The 16512-nt window shown below is 46.6% G+C and carries 14 protein-coding genes and 1 other annotated feature; of the genes, 9 read left to right on the top strand and 5 right to left on the bottom strand.

Features of this window, described 5'->3' with window-relative positions:
- Nucleotides 1–153: 153 nt before the first annotated feature.
- On the top strand, nucleotides 154–351 hold the full coding sequence (locus AC58P7_RS31660) for a hypothetical protein (RefSeq protein WP_497350081.1): 198 nt from the start codon (nucleotides 154–156) through the stop codon (nucleotides 349–351).
- Between the two features lie 109 nt (nucleotides 352–460).
- Here AC58P7_RS31660 and AC58P7_RS31665 read toward each other — a convergent pair whose 3' ends face one another.
- Nucleotides 461–2215 (bottom strand): alpha-glycosidase, encoded by a 1755-nt coding sequence (locus tag AC58P7_RS31665; RefSeq protein ID WP_497350102.1) that lies wholly within the window; start codon nucleotides 2213–2215, stop codon nucleotides 461–463.
- 257 nt (nucleotides 2216–2472) lie between these two features.
- Here AC58P7_RS31665 and AC58P7_RS31670 point away from each other — a divergent pair, with 257 nt between their 5' ends.
- From AC58P7_RS31670 to AC58P7_RS31685, 4 genes are all read left to right on the top strand, one after another.
- Complete coding sequence (locus AC58P7_RS31670; protein WP_497240744.1) at nucleotides 2473–2700, top strand: DUF7667 family protein; 228 nt, start codon at nucleotides 2473–2475, stop codon at nucleotides 2698–2700.
- An 81-nt stretch (nucleotides 2701–2781) separates the two neighbouring features.
- Complete coding sequence (locus AC58P7_RS31675) at nucleotides 2782–6048, top strand: glycosyltransferase family 39 protein (RefSeq protein ID WP_497350082.1); 3267 nt, start codon at nucleotides 2782–2784, stop codon at nucleotides 6046–6048.
- 160 nt (nucleotides 6049–6208) lie between these two features.
- Nucleotides 6209–6751, top strand: coding sequence for an NADPH-dependent FMN reductase (ssuE, locus tag AC58P7_RS31680; protein WP_497350083.1), 543 nt, complete (start codon nucleotides 6209–6211; stop codon nucleotides 6749–6751).
- 122 nt (nucleotides 6752–6873) lie between these two features.
- Nucleotides 6874–7764 carry a 5'-3' exonuclease gene (locus tag AC58P7_RS31685; RefSeq protein ID WP_497350084.1) on the top strand — a complete coding sequence of 297 codons (891 nt, stop codon included), beginning with the start codon at nucleotides 6874–6876 and terminating at the stop codon, nucleotides 7762–7764.
- A 48-nt stretch (nucleotides 7765–7812) separates the two neighbouring features.
- On the opposite strand, the gene AC58P7_RS31690 is transcribed toward AC58P7_RS31685, so the two are convergent.
- The gene (locus AC58P7_RS31690; protein WP_497350085.1) at nucleotides 7813–8601 is read right to left on the bottom strand and encodes a helix-turn-helix domain-containing protein; all 789 of its coding nucleotides are present in this window, start codon (nucleotides 8599–8601) and stop codon (nucleotides 7813–7815) included.
- A 376-nt stretch (nucleotides 8602–8977) separates the two neighbouring features.
- On the opposite strand from AC58P7_RS31690, the gene AC58P7_RS31695 reads away from it, so the two are divergent.
- Nucleotides 8978–10318 carry an ABC transporter substrate-binding protein gene (locus AC58P7_RS31695; protein ID WP_497350086.1) on the top strand — a complete coding sequence of 447 codons (1341 nt, stop codon included), beginning with the start codon at nucleotides 8978–8980 and terminating at the stop codon, nucleotides 10316–10318.
- A gap of 45 nt (nucleotides 10319–10363) precedes the next feature.
- On the opposite strand, the gene AC58P7_RS31700 is transcribed toward AC58P7_RS31695, so the two are convergent.
- Nucleotides 10364–11212, bottom strand: coding sequence for an AraC family transcriptional regulator (locus AC58P7_RS31700; RefSeq protein ID WP_497350087.1), 849 nt, complete (start codon nucleotides 11210–11212; stop codon nucleotides 10364–10366).
- A gap of 176 nt (nucleotides 11213–11388) precedes the next feature.
- Between AC58P7_RS31700 and AC58P7_RS31705 the strand changes: the two genes are divergently transcribed.
- Nucleotides 11389–12873 carry a tagaturonate epimerase family protein gene (locus AC58P7_RS31705; protein WP_497350088.1) on the top strand — a complete coding sequence of 495 codons (1485 nt, stop codon included), beginning with the start codon at nucleotides 11389–11391 and terminating at the stop codon, nucleotides 12871–12873.
- Nucleotides 12874–12936: 63 nt separating this feature from the next.
- Here the strand turns inward: AC58P7_RS31705 and AC58P7_RS31710 are convergent, their stop codons facing one another.
- Together AC58P7_RS31710 and AC58P7_RS31715 are read right to left on the bottom strand one after the other, a co-directional pair.
- A complete protein-coding gene (locus tag AC58P7_RS31710) occupies nucleotides 12937–13248 on the bottom strand; it encodes a hypothetical protein (RefSeq protein ID WP_497350089.1) in 312 nt (103 codons plus the stop codon).
- A gap of 52 nt (nucleotides 13249–13300) precedes the next feature.
- Complete coding sequence (locus AC58P7_RS31715; protein ID WP_497350090.1) at nucleotides 13301–13594, bottom strand: DUF3055 domain-containing protein; 294 nt, start codon at nucleotides 13592–13594, stop codon at nucleotides 13301–13303.
- Nucleotides 13595–13796: 202 nt separating this feature from the next.
- Between AC58P7_RS31715 and AC58P7_RS31720 the strand changes: the two genes are divergently transcribed.
- The gene (locus AC58P7_RS31720) at nucleotides 13797–14810 is read left to right on the top strand and encodes an HRDC domain-containing protein (RefSeq protein ID WP_497350091.1); all 1014 of its coding nucleotides are present in this window, start codon (nucleotides 13797–13799) and stop codon (nucleotides 14808–14810) included.
- A gap of 70 nt (nucleotides 14811–14880) precedes the next feature.
- Nucleotides 14881–15136, top strand: a binding site (T-box leader).
- Nucleotides 15137–15199: 63 nt separating this feature from the next.
- Nucleotides 15200–16459 carry a tyrosine--tRNA ligase gene (gene tyrS / locus AC58P7_RS31725; RefSeq protein ID WP_497350092.1) on the top strand — a complete coding sequence of 420 codons (1260 nt, stop codon included), beginning with the start codon at nucleotides 15200–15202 and terminating at the stop codon, nucleotides 16457–16459.
- Nucleotides 16460–16512: the final 53 nt, after the last annotated feature.

A 16512-nucleotide genomic window follows, 5' to 3' on the forward strand; every position in this document is an offset into this window, starting at 1 on the left:
ATAATGAGGAACGAATCCAGAAAAAACTAAACAAGCTGACTCCGGTTGAGTACCGGCGCCAACTTGTTTCCTAGGGCTTTTTTTAATGTCTACAAAATTGGGGCTTGACCAGACACTTAGCGTGTGGCGAAGGGTTTTTTTGTGGTTGAGGGCTTGGAAGGCGAGTGTAGGGGGATGACGAGGGAGATAGGCTCGGAAAAAGAGCCATCCCTCGTCATCCACGCCCCGTTCCATGCTGAAATGATGAAATTCATCACTACAGAGTGGGAAAAGCGACAAAAGTACGCCATAGTGATGAAAAACATGCTTACAGAAGGAGATGGGGCAGGAAGCGACCCTAAGCTGAAATGATGAAATTCATCACTACAGAGTGGGAAAAGCGACAAATGTGCTCCATAGTGATGAAAAACATGCTTACAGAAGTTGGGGTACGAAGCCACTAAATATCACTTAGCTAGCCTTACACCGCGCGCAGCACGGCGTAGCCGTACGCCGGCAGCTGCAGGCGCAGCTTCCCGCCGGCGGGCTCCGCCACGGCGTCGCCCTCGAGCGCATCACGCCAGCGGCGCTCGCCACTGACCTTGACGCTCAGCTGCGCCGAGCGCCCGCTTGCGTTAACGAAGATGAGCAGTTGCTCACCATCTTCGTTAACGCGCTCTAGCACAAGCCGCGCATCGCCCGGCTTGGCGTGCAGGAAGCGCAGTGCGCCGGTGCGCAGCGCTTCCGAACTGCGCCGCAGGGCGATGAGCCTGCGGTAGAACTCGAACAGGTCGCGGTCCTGCAAGGACGCGTCCCATTCCATGCAGCGGCGGCAATCGGGGTCGCCGCCGCCGCTAAGCCCTATCTCGTCGCCGTAGTAAATACACGGCGTCCCAGGGAAAGTGAATTGAAGCAGCGCGGCTAGCTTCATGCGGCGTTTATCTTCGCCGCATTGCGTGAGCAGGCGAGGCGTATCGTGGCTGTCGAGCAGGTTGAACGCAGCTTCGTTAGCCTGCTGCGGATAACTGGCCAGCTGAGCGCCAATCGCATTGGCGAAGCCATAGCCGTCTAATTTACCGGTGGTCACGAAGTCGAGTACTGCCGTTGTGAAGGGATAGTTCATGACCGCGTCAAACTGATCGCCTTGCAGCCACATCATCGAATCGTGCCAGATTTCCCCTAGGATATAGGCATCTGGATTGATGCGCTTCACTTTATCATGAAACTGACGCCAGAAGTGATGGTCGACTTCATTAGCAACATCTAGACGCCAGCCATCGATGCCGATTTCTTTGACCCAGAATTCTGCGACTTCCAGCAAGTAGGCTTTAACTTCTTCGTTCTCCGTATTAAGTTTGGGCATGATCGGCTCAAAAGCAAAAGTCTCATAAGTCGGAATTCCGTCGTCATCAGTACGAAGCGGCCATTCCTTCACGTGGAACCAGTCCGCATAGGGAGAGTCAGCTCCCTTTTCCATCACATCGACGAAGGGAGGAAAGGTGTGCCCACAATGATTGAATACAGCATCAAGCAGGACGCGGATTCCGCGACTATGGCAGGCTTCGATTAACGCTTTCAGGGTCTCGTTGGTTCCGAACTGAGGATCCACTTTCCTATAATCCCGCGTATCATACTTATGATTCGTCGTCGCTTCAAACACAGGCGTGAAATAAATGGCTGTAATCCCCAGCTCTGATAAGTGATCTAGGTGCTGCTGGACACCTACCAAATCCCCGCCAAAAAAATTCGTTGGGGTGGGATTACCGCCCCAAGGCTCGACATTGGAGGGATCCAAGCTTGCATCGCCATTTGCAAAACGCTCTGGAAAAATCTGGTAAAAAACAGCATCCTTCACCCAAGCTGGTGGCTTAAGAATGTCAGCAGGGTTAAGAAAGGGATACTCAAACATCCCATTCGAATCCTTCGGCTCCTTCGAAAAAAAGCCTTGCTCGGTTAACCAGAGCTTCTCTTTCCCGTTTTGCAGCTTAAAACCATACCGCAACCGCCGATAAGGCGGCTCAATCGCAGCTTCCCAATAGTCGAATAACGAATCACTTGTTAGAATATGCATTTCAAAATAATCGGACGTACGCTCCCACGCATATTTATCTCCTGCATACACATAAACCTTTTTCACGTCATCTCGTTTCGTACGAATTCGTATATGTACGGTTTTTTCGTTATAGGCATACGACCAGTTTAATTTAGGACGGTGATACACCGCTTCGATAACCATTGACATCTAATAAGCCCCCTCTGAGTAAATGTAAAGGCAAACGCAAAAAACAGGTACTGACCTGCATTCGAAAGGATCGAATCCGAGGTTGTACCTGTTAGGTAGCATTGCCTTTATATTAGTTTAATTATAAGAAAATAAACGCACGAGGTCTAGTTATTTTTCTGTTTATACCTAGAAGCAAGCTGTTTCGAGTGTCTTTACTTTGTCCATACTACATAATGAAAGCGACTTCACGGAGCAGGAGGCTAAGAACTATGTTAGCCGTTCATCAACGTATGGCGGAATTATGGACACTACGCAGAGGCAGAGAGCTAACTCGAGGTGAGCAAGAGGAGTTAATGCTGTGTATGGAAGCTAACGCGACCTATGTGTGGAACCGGTTAAAACTTGAAAATTTATCACTCTGTGCCTCCTTAACAGGGGACTATGACTGGTTACATGACATTTGTGAGCGCATCGAAAAGATTGAACCAAAGCACTGACCATGAGTCGGTGCTTTTTTCCTTTTCTGCAAGAGTGTGGACAGGTATAATGGGGATAGTTCAAAGCTAAGGAGATGTCGCATGGTAAGCTGGTTCAAGCAACGGGGAGTAGCTCCCTATACTTACGTTCTATTAGGATTAATGCTTGGGATTGCCCTCATACTTAGACTTGTTTTGGCCCCCACTTGGGTCGGCTATGATACGGACGTGCGAACGTTCATGGCGTGGGCAGATCGCGCTTATACGGTAGGTCTAAAGGACTTATATACGAATGCCAAAGATTATTTTCTGGACTATCCCCCTGGTTACATGTATGTCCTATACGTTGTGGGTTTCCTGCATCATAAGCTGTCCATTCCTTGGGAAAGCGGGAGCTCCTTACTCATCCTCAAGCTGCCTGCGATCCTTGCAGATCTCGGGACTGTCTATTTGCTATTTCGCTTAGCCATCAGCAAGCAAGAGGGTGCGCGTACATGGAAGCAGGCTCTCTGGATTGCTGCTCTATTTGCTTTTAACCCAGCCATTTGGGCGAATTCCGCGGTATGGGGACAGGTGGATTCATTTTTCATGCTGTTTATTGTTGCAACCTTATTGATGCAGATGAAGGGCAAGCTGCCTCAAGCCGCTTTCTTCATCGCACTTGCTCTTTTACTTAAACCTCAGGCGTTGCTGTTTGGTGTATTTCTATTGATCGATGTCATACGGGCACGCAATGCGATGGTATGGTTACTAAGCGTTTTAACAGGCGTAGCAACGATGGCTGTTCTTTCGCTTCCTTTTGCTGTGGGCAGAGGCTATGGTTGGATGGTCGAATTGTATTTAGGTACGTTAGCATCTTACCCCTACGCTTCTCTTAACGCGTTTAATGTGTTGTCACTTCTAGGCGGGAATTTCATAGACATCGACAGCGGTTTTGGGCATCTTTCCTATAAATGGATAGGGCTTGTGTTGATGGGACTGTCCATCGTTTATGTATGCGTATTGTATACCTTAGGTAAGCATCGGCGTGGTGCTGTATTGTATATGTCCTTTTTATTTATAACAGCCGTATTCATGTGTATGACCAAAATGCACGAGCGCTATTTACATTATGGCTTACTGCTAGCCCTAACGAGCTTCATTTATATCAAAGATCGACGGATATTATGGCTTTTTATTGGCTTTAGCATTACGCATTTTATCAATATCGGTGATGTACTGTTGCGTAGCTTTCATCAGGACTATCACATTCCGAGGTATAACCCGTTGATGCTGACGGTTTCGGCAATCAATGTTATGATGTTTGTCTATGCATGTTTATTGGGATGGAGGCTTTTCGTGAAATCAGATCAAGATGGGACTGTGGAGGAGACTGTGGCTCCGATTGAAGACAAGATTGAGGGGCATGAAGTACTTCCAGAGAAAGATGAAACCCAAGCGATATCAACGAATGTAAGAGATACCTCGCTTTGGAAGGCGGTTTTCCAGCCGACAGAGGATAGGATAGAAAGAAGTAAACGCGGGCGTTTTTTCTCGCGTAAGGATGCGCTGTATTTAGGCGTTCTTGTGATCGTTTACACGATGATTGCTTTGTTTCACCTAGGTGGTCATAAAGATCCTACGACATTCTGGCAACCAACGAGCGCTGGGGAGACGGTCATTGCTGATCTCGGCGGCCTCCATCAGATTACCCGAATTAATAGCTTTGCTGGTGTCGGGGAAGGTGCGTATTCCTATTGGTTCTCCAAAGATGGCGAGCAGTGGCAGGATGCCATGGCTGTTAAATCTGATCATACGAAGGTGTTCACTTGGAATACCGTAGAAGCCAATAAAGAAGCACGTTATGTGAAAATTGTGATCGACACGCAAGAAAATGCCAAGCTGCATCTTCATGAAATCGGAATTTTCGGGGACGGCGGTACGACGCCATTACCGATTGTTAGTGTGAAGGAACAAGATGTCAACGCCTCCGACGAGGGGGAAACAGCGCATTTGTTTGACGAACCCAGTGTCGTCCCTTACACGCCTACATACATGAATGGCACGTATTTCGATGAAATTTATCATGCGAGAACAGCCTACGAGCATCTCCACAAAATCGAGCCGTATGAGAGCACGCATCCACCACTTGGCAAAATATTTATTTCCATTGGAATTTACGTGTTCGGTTTAAATCCGTTTGGATGGCGTATTATTGGTACGTTATTTGGAGTTGGCATGATCCCCATCATGTACGTGTTCGCGAAGCGAATGTTTGGCCGTTCCGAATATGCGTTAATCGCTGCTTTCTTATTTACGTTTGATTTTATGCATTTTGCTCAAACACGAATTTCTACAATCGATGTGTATGGTGTATTTTTCATCATGCTGATGTTCTATTTCATGTATCGCTATACAACCCTGAGCTTTTTTCGAGAAAAACTCTGGACGACATTACTTCCACTAGGACTTTCAGGTTTGTTCTTCGGCATCGGTGCCGCGTCCAAGTGGATCGTGATTTATGGCGGTGCCGGCTTGGCCGTGCTATTGTTCATCTCATTATGGGAGCGATACAGAGAGTACCAATTCGCGAAGCGATTACTAAGGGACAACCGGCGAGATGAGCCTGAAGACATAAATGAAGTTGAAACAGAAGCGGTAGATGAAACAGATAACCTGCTTTCAGAAGCTGAAACGATGAAGCTCCAACGGGTTCAAAAACTTTTCGTACGAAACACACTGCTCACCTTACTCTGGTGTTTACTCATGTTTGTCATCGTGCCGCTGGGTGTTTATACGCTATCTTATATTCCTTTCATGATGGTTCCAGGTCCTGGGCATGGGCTGAAAGATGTTGTGACCTATCAGGTCCATATGTACAAATACCACAAGGATCTAGTCGCCACGCATCCGTTCTCCTCACCTTGGTGGGAATGGCCGATGATGCTGCGCCCGATCTGGTATTACCAAGCGAAGCTTATGCCGCAGGGCATGCTTTCCAGTATTGTTTCATTCGGTAACCCACTGGTATGGTGGCCTGGCTTTATTGCCGTGTTGATGTCCTTCTATATCGCGATTACGCGCAAGGACAAGATGCTTCGAATGCTGCTGATTGCCTACTGCTCACAGTATTTGCCGTGGATTTTGGTGCCGCGACTTACGTTCATTTACCACTATTTTGCTATGGTACCGTTCTTAGTTCTGATCTTAACCTATTACATCAAAGACTATTTGGAGCAGGGGCCTCTGCACAAAAGAAGATGGGTGTACGGCTATTTAGCCGCCGTCTTCGTGCTATTTGCACTGTTCTACCCGATACTATCGGGGATGATTATCCCATCTAAATATTCATTCTTTTTAAGATGGATGCCGGGTTGGAATTTCTTTTAATCCAACGCATTGACGTGCTCAAAAAGCCATGGTAATATAATTCCAAGTGAATTACTATGAATTGAAAATAGTCGACCAAACAGCAGGAGACTCCCACTTTGTATCGAACAAAGGCAGTGGAGTCTCTTTTCTACCACAATGCAAATGGAGCGTGAATCAAATGGCTAAAGTCGTGATTATCTCAGGAAGTCCAACCCTAACCTCCCGATTACATGGTGTCATTGAAGTCGCCAAAAGCGAACTTCTGCAAGCCGGTCTTGAAGTAGACTGGATTAAGGTACGCGACCTTCCTGCAGAGGATTTGTTATATGCCAAGTTCGACAGTGAGGCTATTGTGAATGCGAGTAAGCTGGTAGCTGAGGCAGACGCTGTTTTCGTAGCTACGCCTGTCTACAAAGCATCCTACACAGGCGTGTTGAAAGCATTCCTGGACCTGCTCCCGCAAAAAGGACTCGAGCGTAAAATCGTACTTCCACTAGCCGTTGGAGGAACATACGCACACTTGCTGGCCATCGATTACGCTCTCAAACCGGTATTGTCAGTCCTAGGCGCACAGAACATTTTACAAGGTGTGTATGTGCTTGATAAACAAGTGACATGGGGCGAGCAGGGACAAGCGATTCTGGATGATGAAATCTCATCGCGTTTGAACGAATCCATAACGGAATTCATTCAGGAAATTAAATGGCATACGAGCCGCTAAACGCATATCGTTCACAAGCCCGTCGTTGGTAACTTTTACTGATGGCGGGTTTTGTGTGTCCGGAATATATTTCCCGTGCTATACTACTCGTAACGAATTCATATTTCATAGGATTTATACGAATGGGAGCGATTATTTTGTCACAAAATTCATCCGAAACTGTGCTGCTTGTAGACGGCATGGCCTTACTATTTCGCGGTTTTTACGCTACATCATCTAGCGGTTACATCATGAGAACCGAGAAAGGTGTACCGATTAACGGTGTTTACGGTTTTCTGAAATATTTGCTCGATGCGATCGGTACCTTCAAACCTACGCACGTTGTGTGCTGTTGGGATATGGGAAGCAAAACCTTCCGTACAGAGAAGTTTGAAGCGTATAAAGCGAACCGCGGACCTGCGCCAGAAGAATTAATTCCACAATTTGATCTGGTCAAAGACGTGACAGCCAGCTTTAACATTCCAAATGTAGGCGTAGTTGGTTATGAAGCGGACGATTGTATCGGTACATTAGCTCGTACATATAGCCCAAATACGAAAGTACAGATTTTAACCGGTGATCATGATATGCTCCAGCTTGTAGATGAGAATACCGAAGTCATTATTATGAAAAAAGGGCAATCCAACTACATGGTGTATACGCTAGATACACTCATGGAAGAGAAGAGCCTAACGCCAGCTCAAATCATTGATTTGAAGGGATTAACGGGAGACACAGCGGATAATTATCCTGGTGTTAAAGGGATTGGGGAGAAGACGGCTACAAAGCTGCTTAACGAGTACCAGAATATCGCTGGTATCTTAGAAAACTTAGCTGCACTTCCCAAGGGGGTACGTGCTAAAATCGAGGCTGAGCTAGAGATGCTTCATCTTTCACTTGATCTGGCAACGATTCGCTTGGATGCGCCAGTCGCTTGTGCTCTTGAAGATTGCGCTTGGGCAATGGAACGGGAAAAGGTCATTAGCAAATTCGAGGAATTAGAGTATAAAGGATTAATGAGATTGATCGGTTAATAGGTAAGGGGCAGGATGCTGGATATGGCGTCCTGTCCCTTTTTTATTTTAAGATTTCCATATTTTCACCTTTTCCTTCATATAGGTCGAGGGAAGGGTACCGGTACATTTTTTAAACACTTTATTAAAATACGACTGTTCACAAAATCCGAGAAAATCGGAGATTTCTCTTACGTTCATCTGTGAGTTGGTCAACAGGTCGCAAGCGGCGGCAATGCGGATATGTTGGATGTAATCCGTGATGGATTGTCCCGTAACCTGTTTGAAAATAGTGCTGACATAGTTAGGCGTTCGTCCCACATGCTCAGCTAAGTCCGACACTGCGATGGTTCGGTGGTAATGATTGAGAATGTAAGCTTGAAGCTCCATCACAATACTATAAGATTTGCCCTGCATCGATTGAGAATCCATCTCTTCGTTGTGGATCGCAAGCATTTCTAGCAGGATGCTGTGGCAGATTGTATCTGAATAGGTGGATTTGCGCAGCCAGTGCTGGGTTAATAGCGAGAATCTCTGCTTCATATAGTCAAAGTTAAAAGGCTTGGTTAGACTGCGTTTTGCATCGAACAGTAGGGGAAGTCTATCTCCATCCCCTCGATAGTGAAAGTGAGCGACATACATGTCATGCGCTTCCTTGCTGGAATTCGATGCACTGCGCCAAACCCCATGTGGAACAAATAGAAGATCGCCTTTTTGCATAGAAAAGGTTTGGTCTTCAACCGTGTAGAGTATGGTTCCACTTGTCATGAGTATTAAAATATGGTTGTTCGTCTTACTTTTGGGTACATGCCAGTTCGGCTCACAATGCTCGAAATAGATAGCAACGGGTTCGATCATAGAAAGAAGGCTCCTTTCGGTAAATTCTCCGGATTCCGTCGGGGTGATTCATCCTATTTATTGTAACGGAAATCGTAGAATTATTGAAATCATTATTGGATTCTTCATTGTTTCAATTATCTGATTTTACTAAGCTTACAATCGGTGGTGAGATCAGAAAAGAAACGGTTATATTTCAAATGTAAACAGGCGAGAGCAGGGTGAAGGACAGTGCCAATTCACAATTCACAGGCACTGTCCTTTTTTTCATGAAGCTGAAACTGAAAATTGAACAAAGAAAGCGGTTTTTTGCATTACCAAATGTTAGTAGATATCAGATAATAGCTTTGTAAGCGATTACGGTTTCTGAAATGTACGTACAAAGGGGAGAAAAACCATGAAAAAGGCAGTAGTCACATTAATGTCATTATCCATGATTTTCACTGCAACCGCTTGTTCTTCTGGTACTTCTAGTAACCAAAGCGGAGGAGCTACAACAGCGCCAACAACAGCAACGACTCCTAGTGCAACAGTTAGTACGAGTAAGGACCCAGTAAAGCTCCGTATGGCCTGGTGGGGAGGTCAAGCTCGCCACGATTATACGCTAAAAGTTATTGAAATGTATGAGAAAGCACATCCGAATGTTCATATTGAAGCCGAATATGCAGCTTTCGATGATTATTGGAAAAAGCTCGCTCCACAAGCTGCGGCGAATCAACTTCCAGATATTATACAAATGGACATCTCGTATTTGACGCAATACGGCGGTAGAAACCAATTGGCGGATTTGACGCCATTTACGAAGAGTAAAATACTTAACGTGGATGATGTGAGCCCTAATGCTTTATCAGGTGGTCAAGTGGGCGGTAAGCTCGTTGCTATGAACATCGGGGTTAATGCGTTGACCAGCATCATGGACTTCGAGATGTTGAAAAAAGCAGGCATTACGCCTCCTGAGAAAAACTGGACATGGAATGACATGGATGCCATTGCTACGAAAGCGAAAGCTGCAGGTAAAATGATAGGTGGTTTCCGGGATGACGTTTTCTTCCCGTACTACCTGCGTACACTTGGTCAAAAAATGTATAACGCTGAGGGCACGGCTCTAGGCTATACAGATGATAAACTGTTTATCGATTATTTTACACGGACTCAGAAATGGTATGATGCTGGAAGCTTGCTGCCGCTTGATAAAGCTGCGCAAAAGAAAGGCACACCGGAAGATGATGAGATGACATTGGGGAATTCCATTTCCTCCAATGGTTGGTCGAACCAATTCATAGGTCTAGCTAATGCAGCTAAACGTGATCTTGTCATGCAACCAATGCCGGGACCTGATGCAAACAAAGGGTTGTTCCTCAAACCAAGTATGTATTGGTCGGTATCGAGCAGCTCCAAAGTTCAAGAAGAAGCGGCAAAATTTATTGATTTCTGGGTCAACGATATTGAAGCGAATAAAATTATTAAAGGTGAGCGCGGTGTACCCGTTGCTTCTAAAGTAAAAGATGCATTGAAACCGCTTTTAAACCCTAATGAAATCAAAGTATTCGAATATGTCGCATGGGCTGAGCAAAACAGCACACCAATGGATCCTCCAAACCCAGTCGGTTCTATTGAAATTGAGAAGCTGCTGAAAGATACAGTTGAGAAAATTTTCTACAAGAAAATTACGATCCAAGAAGCGGCTACATCTTTCCGCAAAGACGCAACGGCGATTTTGGAGAAAAACAAAAAGTAGTGTAAGCAGGGGGGCCGTCTATCGGTTCCCCTGTTTCGTTTTGTCTTACCTTGTAACCGCCGACTGCCGATAGCGCAGGGGTGTCATTTTCGTCATTTGACGGAAAACACGTCCGAATTGCACGAGGGAGCCGAAACCCACTTGCTCAGCGATCATGATCACTTTCAGCCTCGTCGTTGCCAGCAGCCTTTGAGCTTCTTGAACACGAACGAGATTCACATATTCAACCAGCGAAAATCCGGTAATTTCCTTAAACATTCGGCTTAAATAAGCGGGGCTGATTTCGAATCGCTCGGCGAGCTCCTCTAAGCGCACCGTTTCCGCATAATGCGCATTAATGTGGCGCACAATGGTTGATATTTTACGATGAAGCGGAGAAACATGGTCAGGGGAAGTCACGGGGTGCATACGAACGAAGCGAGCAGTAAACAGCAACAGTTCAATCAAATATTGGCGTAAGGCGAAGTCTTGACCCAGTAAGGGTTCGCGGGTTTCTTGCGTTAATTTGCCAAGAATATCCTCGACAATTCGCCGTGTAGGCAGGTCCAAGCGGAGCACAGGGGATGCATGCTGAAAAGCGTTCAGAAGAAAGGGAGCTTCTTCTGTCGCCCCTCCAACAAAGCTGTCAGCGAAATTGATGACCACACGTGCGTGTCCAAGTTTATCGGAATCCGAAGTGGCATGGAGATCACGACGATCTATGAGTACAAGGTCTCCAGGTAAAATGAGATACGAGCGGTCCCGGATGAAATACATGCGTTCACCTTCGTACAAATAATAGAGCTCGTACATCTCATGCATGTGCTGAGTTCGCTCGAAGGACCCGGAACGATGAATATGCTGTATGTAAAAAGGGCCTTCATCTTCATTGCCGAAGGTGACGGTTCGCGACATAAGGGACTCTCCTTATTTCAAAATGATGTAAATGAAGTATACCATGATTTTAGTGAAAAATATGAATAGTTTCTACTTAAAATAGGAATAGATGAAGAGAAAACGCTCCTTACTTGCGATAAAATGAAGGTATAAGATCCATAGAAAACGTTTGCAAAAATAGGAGGAAATTGAACATGAACGCACTTATAGAGGCAGTACGCGCTGGGAAAGTGAACGAGTTCTCATCCGAGGTCATTAAAGTATATGCATCTTCGCTAACACAAGTGGGAGATACAACATTGCTTATGGTGCGGACGACGGAAGGTAAGCGACTAATCGTAGTGGGCACAGGAAAATTGTTCGACCAATTGCAAGGGGAAGTCGTAGAAGGGGGGAAAGTTGCCCCGTTAACACATGAAAACAGACTGATTATCAATCAGTTTTTGCCATATACGGCTCCACAAGCTTTTGGCACACAAGTAGCGACGATGGGCCTAGGCGATCGACTTGGCATTGCAAGTCCTGGACATATTCAAACGATCCGTGGCAAAGTTATTCGCCCGGTTCTTGCTCAGCAAAGTATTCGTGAGCTTGCGTTAACAGGCCGCACGTATGAGGATGTTCTGGATGCCGCGGCTTATGCGGTTCTGCAAGAGGGCTACAAGGATGGGTATGGCGCTGACGGCGACCACTTGAAGAAAGAAGAGGACATCGAGTACGCGTTGCGTCTTGGTTTTACGATGCTGACACTCGATTGCTCCGAAAATATCGACAACACCATTGAATCTATGTCCGAAGCGGACATTGCAGCGAAATACGAGCAACTGCCTGCTAGCTTGCGTAATCGCTATGAAGAGCGCTACCTGCAAACAGCACCGAATGTACCAGGAGCAACGCTTGCATATACAGCGGAAGCTTTGAAGAAAGATGTCCTGATCTATGATGCGGCTATTAATTTCATGGAAGCGATCTACCGTCGTTACATCGTTACGTTGGATCGAGCGGTCGACTTCGAAATTTCTATTGATGAAACAGCGACACCAACTTCCCCAGAGGCGCATTATTTGGTGGCAAATGAGCTGCGTGACCGCGGTGTCACGATTTTCAGCATGGCGCCGCGCTTCTGCGGCGAATTCCAAAAAGGGATCGACTACATTGGAGATATCGCGCAATTTGAGCGTGAATTAGCGAGTCATGCTGCGATTGCTGTGCATTTTGAATACAAGCTTAGTATCCACTCCGGCAGTGATAAATTCAGTGTGTTCCCGTTGATCGGGCAATATACGAATGGTCTGTTCCACATCAAAACAGCGGGTACGAATTGGCTTGAAGCTGTACGTGTTGTAGCCAAAGTGAATCCTACGCTCTATCGCCGCATGCACCAATACGCGCTTGACCACTTCGTCGAAGCGACAGCTTACTACCACGTGACGACGGATATCAACGCGATCGTTCCGCTTAGTCAAGTGACAGATGCGGGGCTGCCTGATTACATGGAAGAAAATAATGCGCGTCAATTGCTGCACATCACGTATGGTCTGCTACTTCAAGCGAAAAATGCCGATGGCAGCCGCACCTTTGCAGATGAGTTTTTCCAAACGATGGCCGAGCAAGAGGATACCTTCGCTGAAGGACTTCGTCATCATATTGGCAGACACTTGGAGCTGCTGGGCAAATAATCAACCTAACCCAAAACGCCACGATCATCCCATTTACGGGTGCTCGTGGCGTTTCTTTTGTACCTAGGACAAGCCTTCGGTAGACTCTCCTATTGCATCATCTGCGCCAGGATAGTCCCTTGTAATGCCTTCATGCAGCTCGCGATTTTCATACGCAAATTGGTTGGTCGGGCGTTGATCGTCTCGCCATGGGGTGCTTTTCCCAAGTGACTCTGACATCATGCTTGTGCCGTAGGGTCCTTCCGGAAACTCCTCGGGAATCATGTCGTTTCGCTGGGACTCAACCGTCTTGAGGTCCGTGTACGCAGCGAGGCGGTCCTCTGAGAGGAAGCCCAATCCCTCTACATGGTTAGTATGTGGTGACTTCTTACGCATGGATAAGCCTCCTTTTCAGGTTATGCTTTTTCCAGTGTCCCCCGTCACTCCCTTAAATATCCGTAAAATGAATGGAACCGATAATTTGAGATAAGAACTCATTCAGTTCTTGCGCTTGTTCCTCATTAATTTTAAAAACATGCTCTAGATAGCCTTCTTCGGCCAAATCATCCGGACCAATTACCGCGCTTCGTCCCGATTGCAAATCGATGACCAGCTTTTTGCCATAATAACGGGTAGTGGTCATGATTGCGAGGTCAAAACGGTGTAAAGCATGACCAACGAAACAAACAAATCGAGTTGTTGTTTCTTCCTGATGATCATATAAAAAGTCATAATCAGACATGAGGGCCCTCCATTCTCTTTCTAGTATGGGTCTATTATAACCGATAAAGGGTTGTGGGCAAAACGGTTCTTGCGCCTAACTGACAAACATGGTATGATTTGGATATTAGAAAAAGGAAGCACCTTTTCTGCCCACGGGCGGAAGAGGTGCTTTTTCGTTTTTCTGAAACTAAATTCGCGAAACGTCTGGAGGAATTGAAGGGATGAACATTGTATTTCTGAACACGTTGGAGAAAAATTCGGGGGACCAACAAGTGCTCTCCGCGCAGGTTTCTATTGCCGAAGAACAAGGGATTTGGAGCGTTCATTGGAGTGAACCTGACTTGGTAGGTAAGCCCCAGCAAGATGTGTGGTACCAAGGCATCAGTTGGGATGAGATGCTGTATGCGTTCCGACAAGGCTTACGTGAGAAAGTGAGAATCGGCTTTCGGCCGTTGGTTCACACGGAGTTAGATCTTACGCAAGGCCTGTCTGGCAAAGCGAAAATGACACAAATGCTAACTTATTACTGTGAGGAAAATCCGAACGAGGAGATGTACGAGTCTCTACGCACATGGCGCCGTGATCAGGCTGCTCGTGAGAAGAAAGCTCCCTATATCCTGGCAACGAACCGTGTCTTACGGATGATCTCCGTCTTCTTACCTCAGACCAAGGAAGAGCTTCAGCAAATTCCTGGCTTCGGCGAGCAGAAAACCGCTTTGTATGCGGATCAATTGCTTGGGCTGATCGGCGAGTGCATACGAACGAATGGTTTTCCATTGGATTGGGTTGCAAACTACGTGGATATGATGAAATTCGAGGGCTGGCTTCTGGCTCAGAAGGAGCAGAAGCTGCGCATTGAGCTTGATCGTGAAGTAAGTAAGCGTAAGCTGCTTGAAATCGTTGCAGGCGGGGGAAGCTTGGCGGATCTACAAGCGAATTTGACCATGCCGCGTAGAGAATTGCTGCTGTGGGTGGAAGATTTGGACCGTGAAGGCTACGATATGGATCCGCTCGTGGAAGCGGAGCTTGCTTCGATCTCAGAAGAAGAGCAGATTAAAGCGTGGAATGCCTATGAATCGGAAGGGGATCGCTACTTGAAGCCAGTGCTCAAGACCCTCACGGGGACTGAGGAGCTCAAGGGGAAGGAGTTAGACCGAGCCTATGAATGGCTGCGACTGCTTCGTTTACGCTTTCGTAGAGAGAAGGAAAGAAATACGATCCAAGCCGCAAGTTAATTCGTGTTGACAAAGGTTGAATGGATATGTTTAAATGTTCAATAATCTAATACCGTCAACGCGATGACGAACATGGGCGATGCCCAAAGTAGGACTGATGCCGCTGTTACAGAGAGTCGGTGGAAGGTGTAAACCGATACATGCATGCTGTCCGAATTACAGTTCTGAGTTGGTGAAGGGAACGTGCTTATCGAGCATCAGTAGCTTACACCCGGCAAACGATTTTGCCGTTAAATTTCTAAGTGAAAGAGAAGTTACATGCCTTGGGGCGTGCAACCCCTCTCTTTAATTAGGGTGGTACCGCGAGACAACTTCTCGTCCCTTTGTGGACGTGGAGGTTGTCTTTTTTGTTTTCAGATTATGTTGGACCAATCGAACGGAGGGATCGTATGTTTTCATGGGATAAGCTTACGGAAGAGCAACAACATCAAGTGGAGCATCAACTGAGTATCCTCAAACGAGGCGCAGCGGAAATCGTGCCGGAAGAAGCACTCAAGCTGAAAATTATGAAAGCTGTTGTGACGGGCACTCCGTTAAAAGTAAAACTGGGCTTAGACCCATCTGCACCAGACATCCACATCGGTCACACGGTCGTCTTACAAAAGCTTCGCCAGTTCCAAGATTTGGGCCATGAGGTTCAGCTTATCATTGGCGATTTTACGGGTCGTATCGGGGATCCGACAGGGAAATCCGAGACGCGTAAACAGCTTTCGGAGGAGGATGTGAAGCATAACGCGCAAACATACCAGACTCAGCTGTCCAAGGTGTTGGATTTTACGAAGACAACGTTTTACTACAACTCCTCCTGGCTAGGAGAGCTGCGGTTTGACGATGTCCTGCGTTTGGCCGGTAAAGTGACCGTCGCGCGGATGCTGGAAAGAGATGATTTTGCCAAGCGCTATGCTGCGAATCAGCCTATTCATGTGCACGAGTTTTTCTACCCGCTAATGCAGGGTTACGACTCGGTTTCGTTAGTAAGCGATATTGAATTAGGCGGAACCGATCAGACCTTTAACATTTTGATGGGTCGCACACTCCAAGGAGCTTATGAGATCAAAGAGGGTCAAGTGGCCATCTTGATGCCGTTGCTGGAGGGGCTTGATGGTGTTCAGAAAATGAGCAAAAGCTTACGCAACTACATCGGCATTGATGAGCAGCCTAATGACTTATTCGGCAAAACCATGTCCATCCCGGACACGCTCATGCTCAAATATTTTGAACTCACGACAGCATTGTCGAATGAGGAACTCGAGGAGCTGCGGGAAGGGCTCGCCGCAGGTGCAATTCATCCAAGAGACGCCAAGCTGAAGCTGGCCAAAACATACGTGACTATGTACCATGGCGGTCAGGCTGCCGAGGAGGCGGAGCAGCATTTTATTACTGTTTTTCAAAAACGTGCTTTACCAGACGAAATTGAGGAAGTAAGTCTGAGCAGCTCTCACTTGGAAGCAGGAAGCATGTCGATCATCAAGCTGTTAGTCAGTTTAGCACTGCAAGTATCGAACGGAGAAGCAAGACGAAGTGTGGAGCAAGGCGCTGTGAAAATCAACGAGCAGAAGATTACGGATATTCATGCCCAAATCACGCCCCAAGATGGCGATATCCTTCAAGTGGGTAAACGTAAATTTGTCAAAATCAAGCTATCATAAGATGAACGCAAAAAGGGTGACTTCTCAGCAATGTTCTGCTTAGAGTCACCCTT

The organism is Paenibacillus sp. J22FR5 (assembly GCF_059691975.1).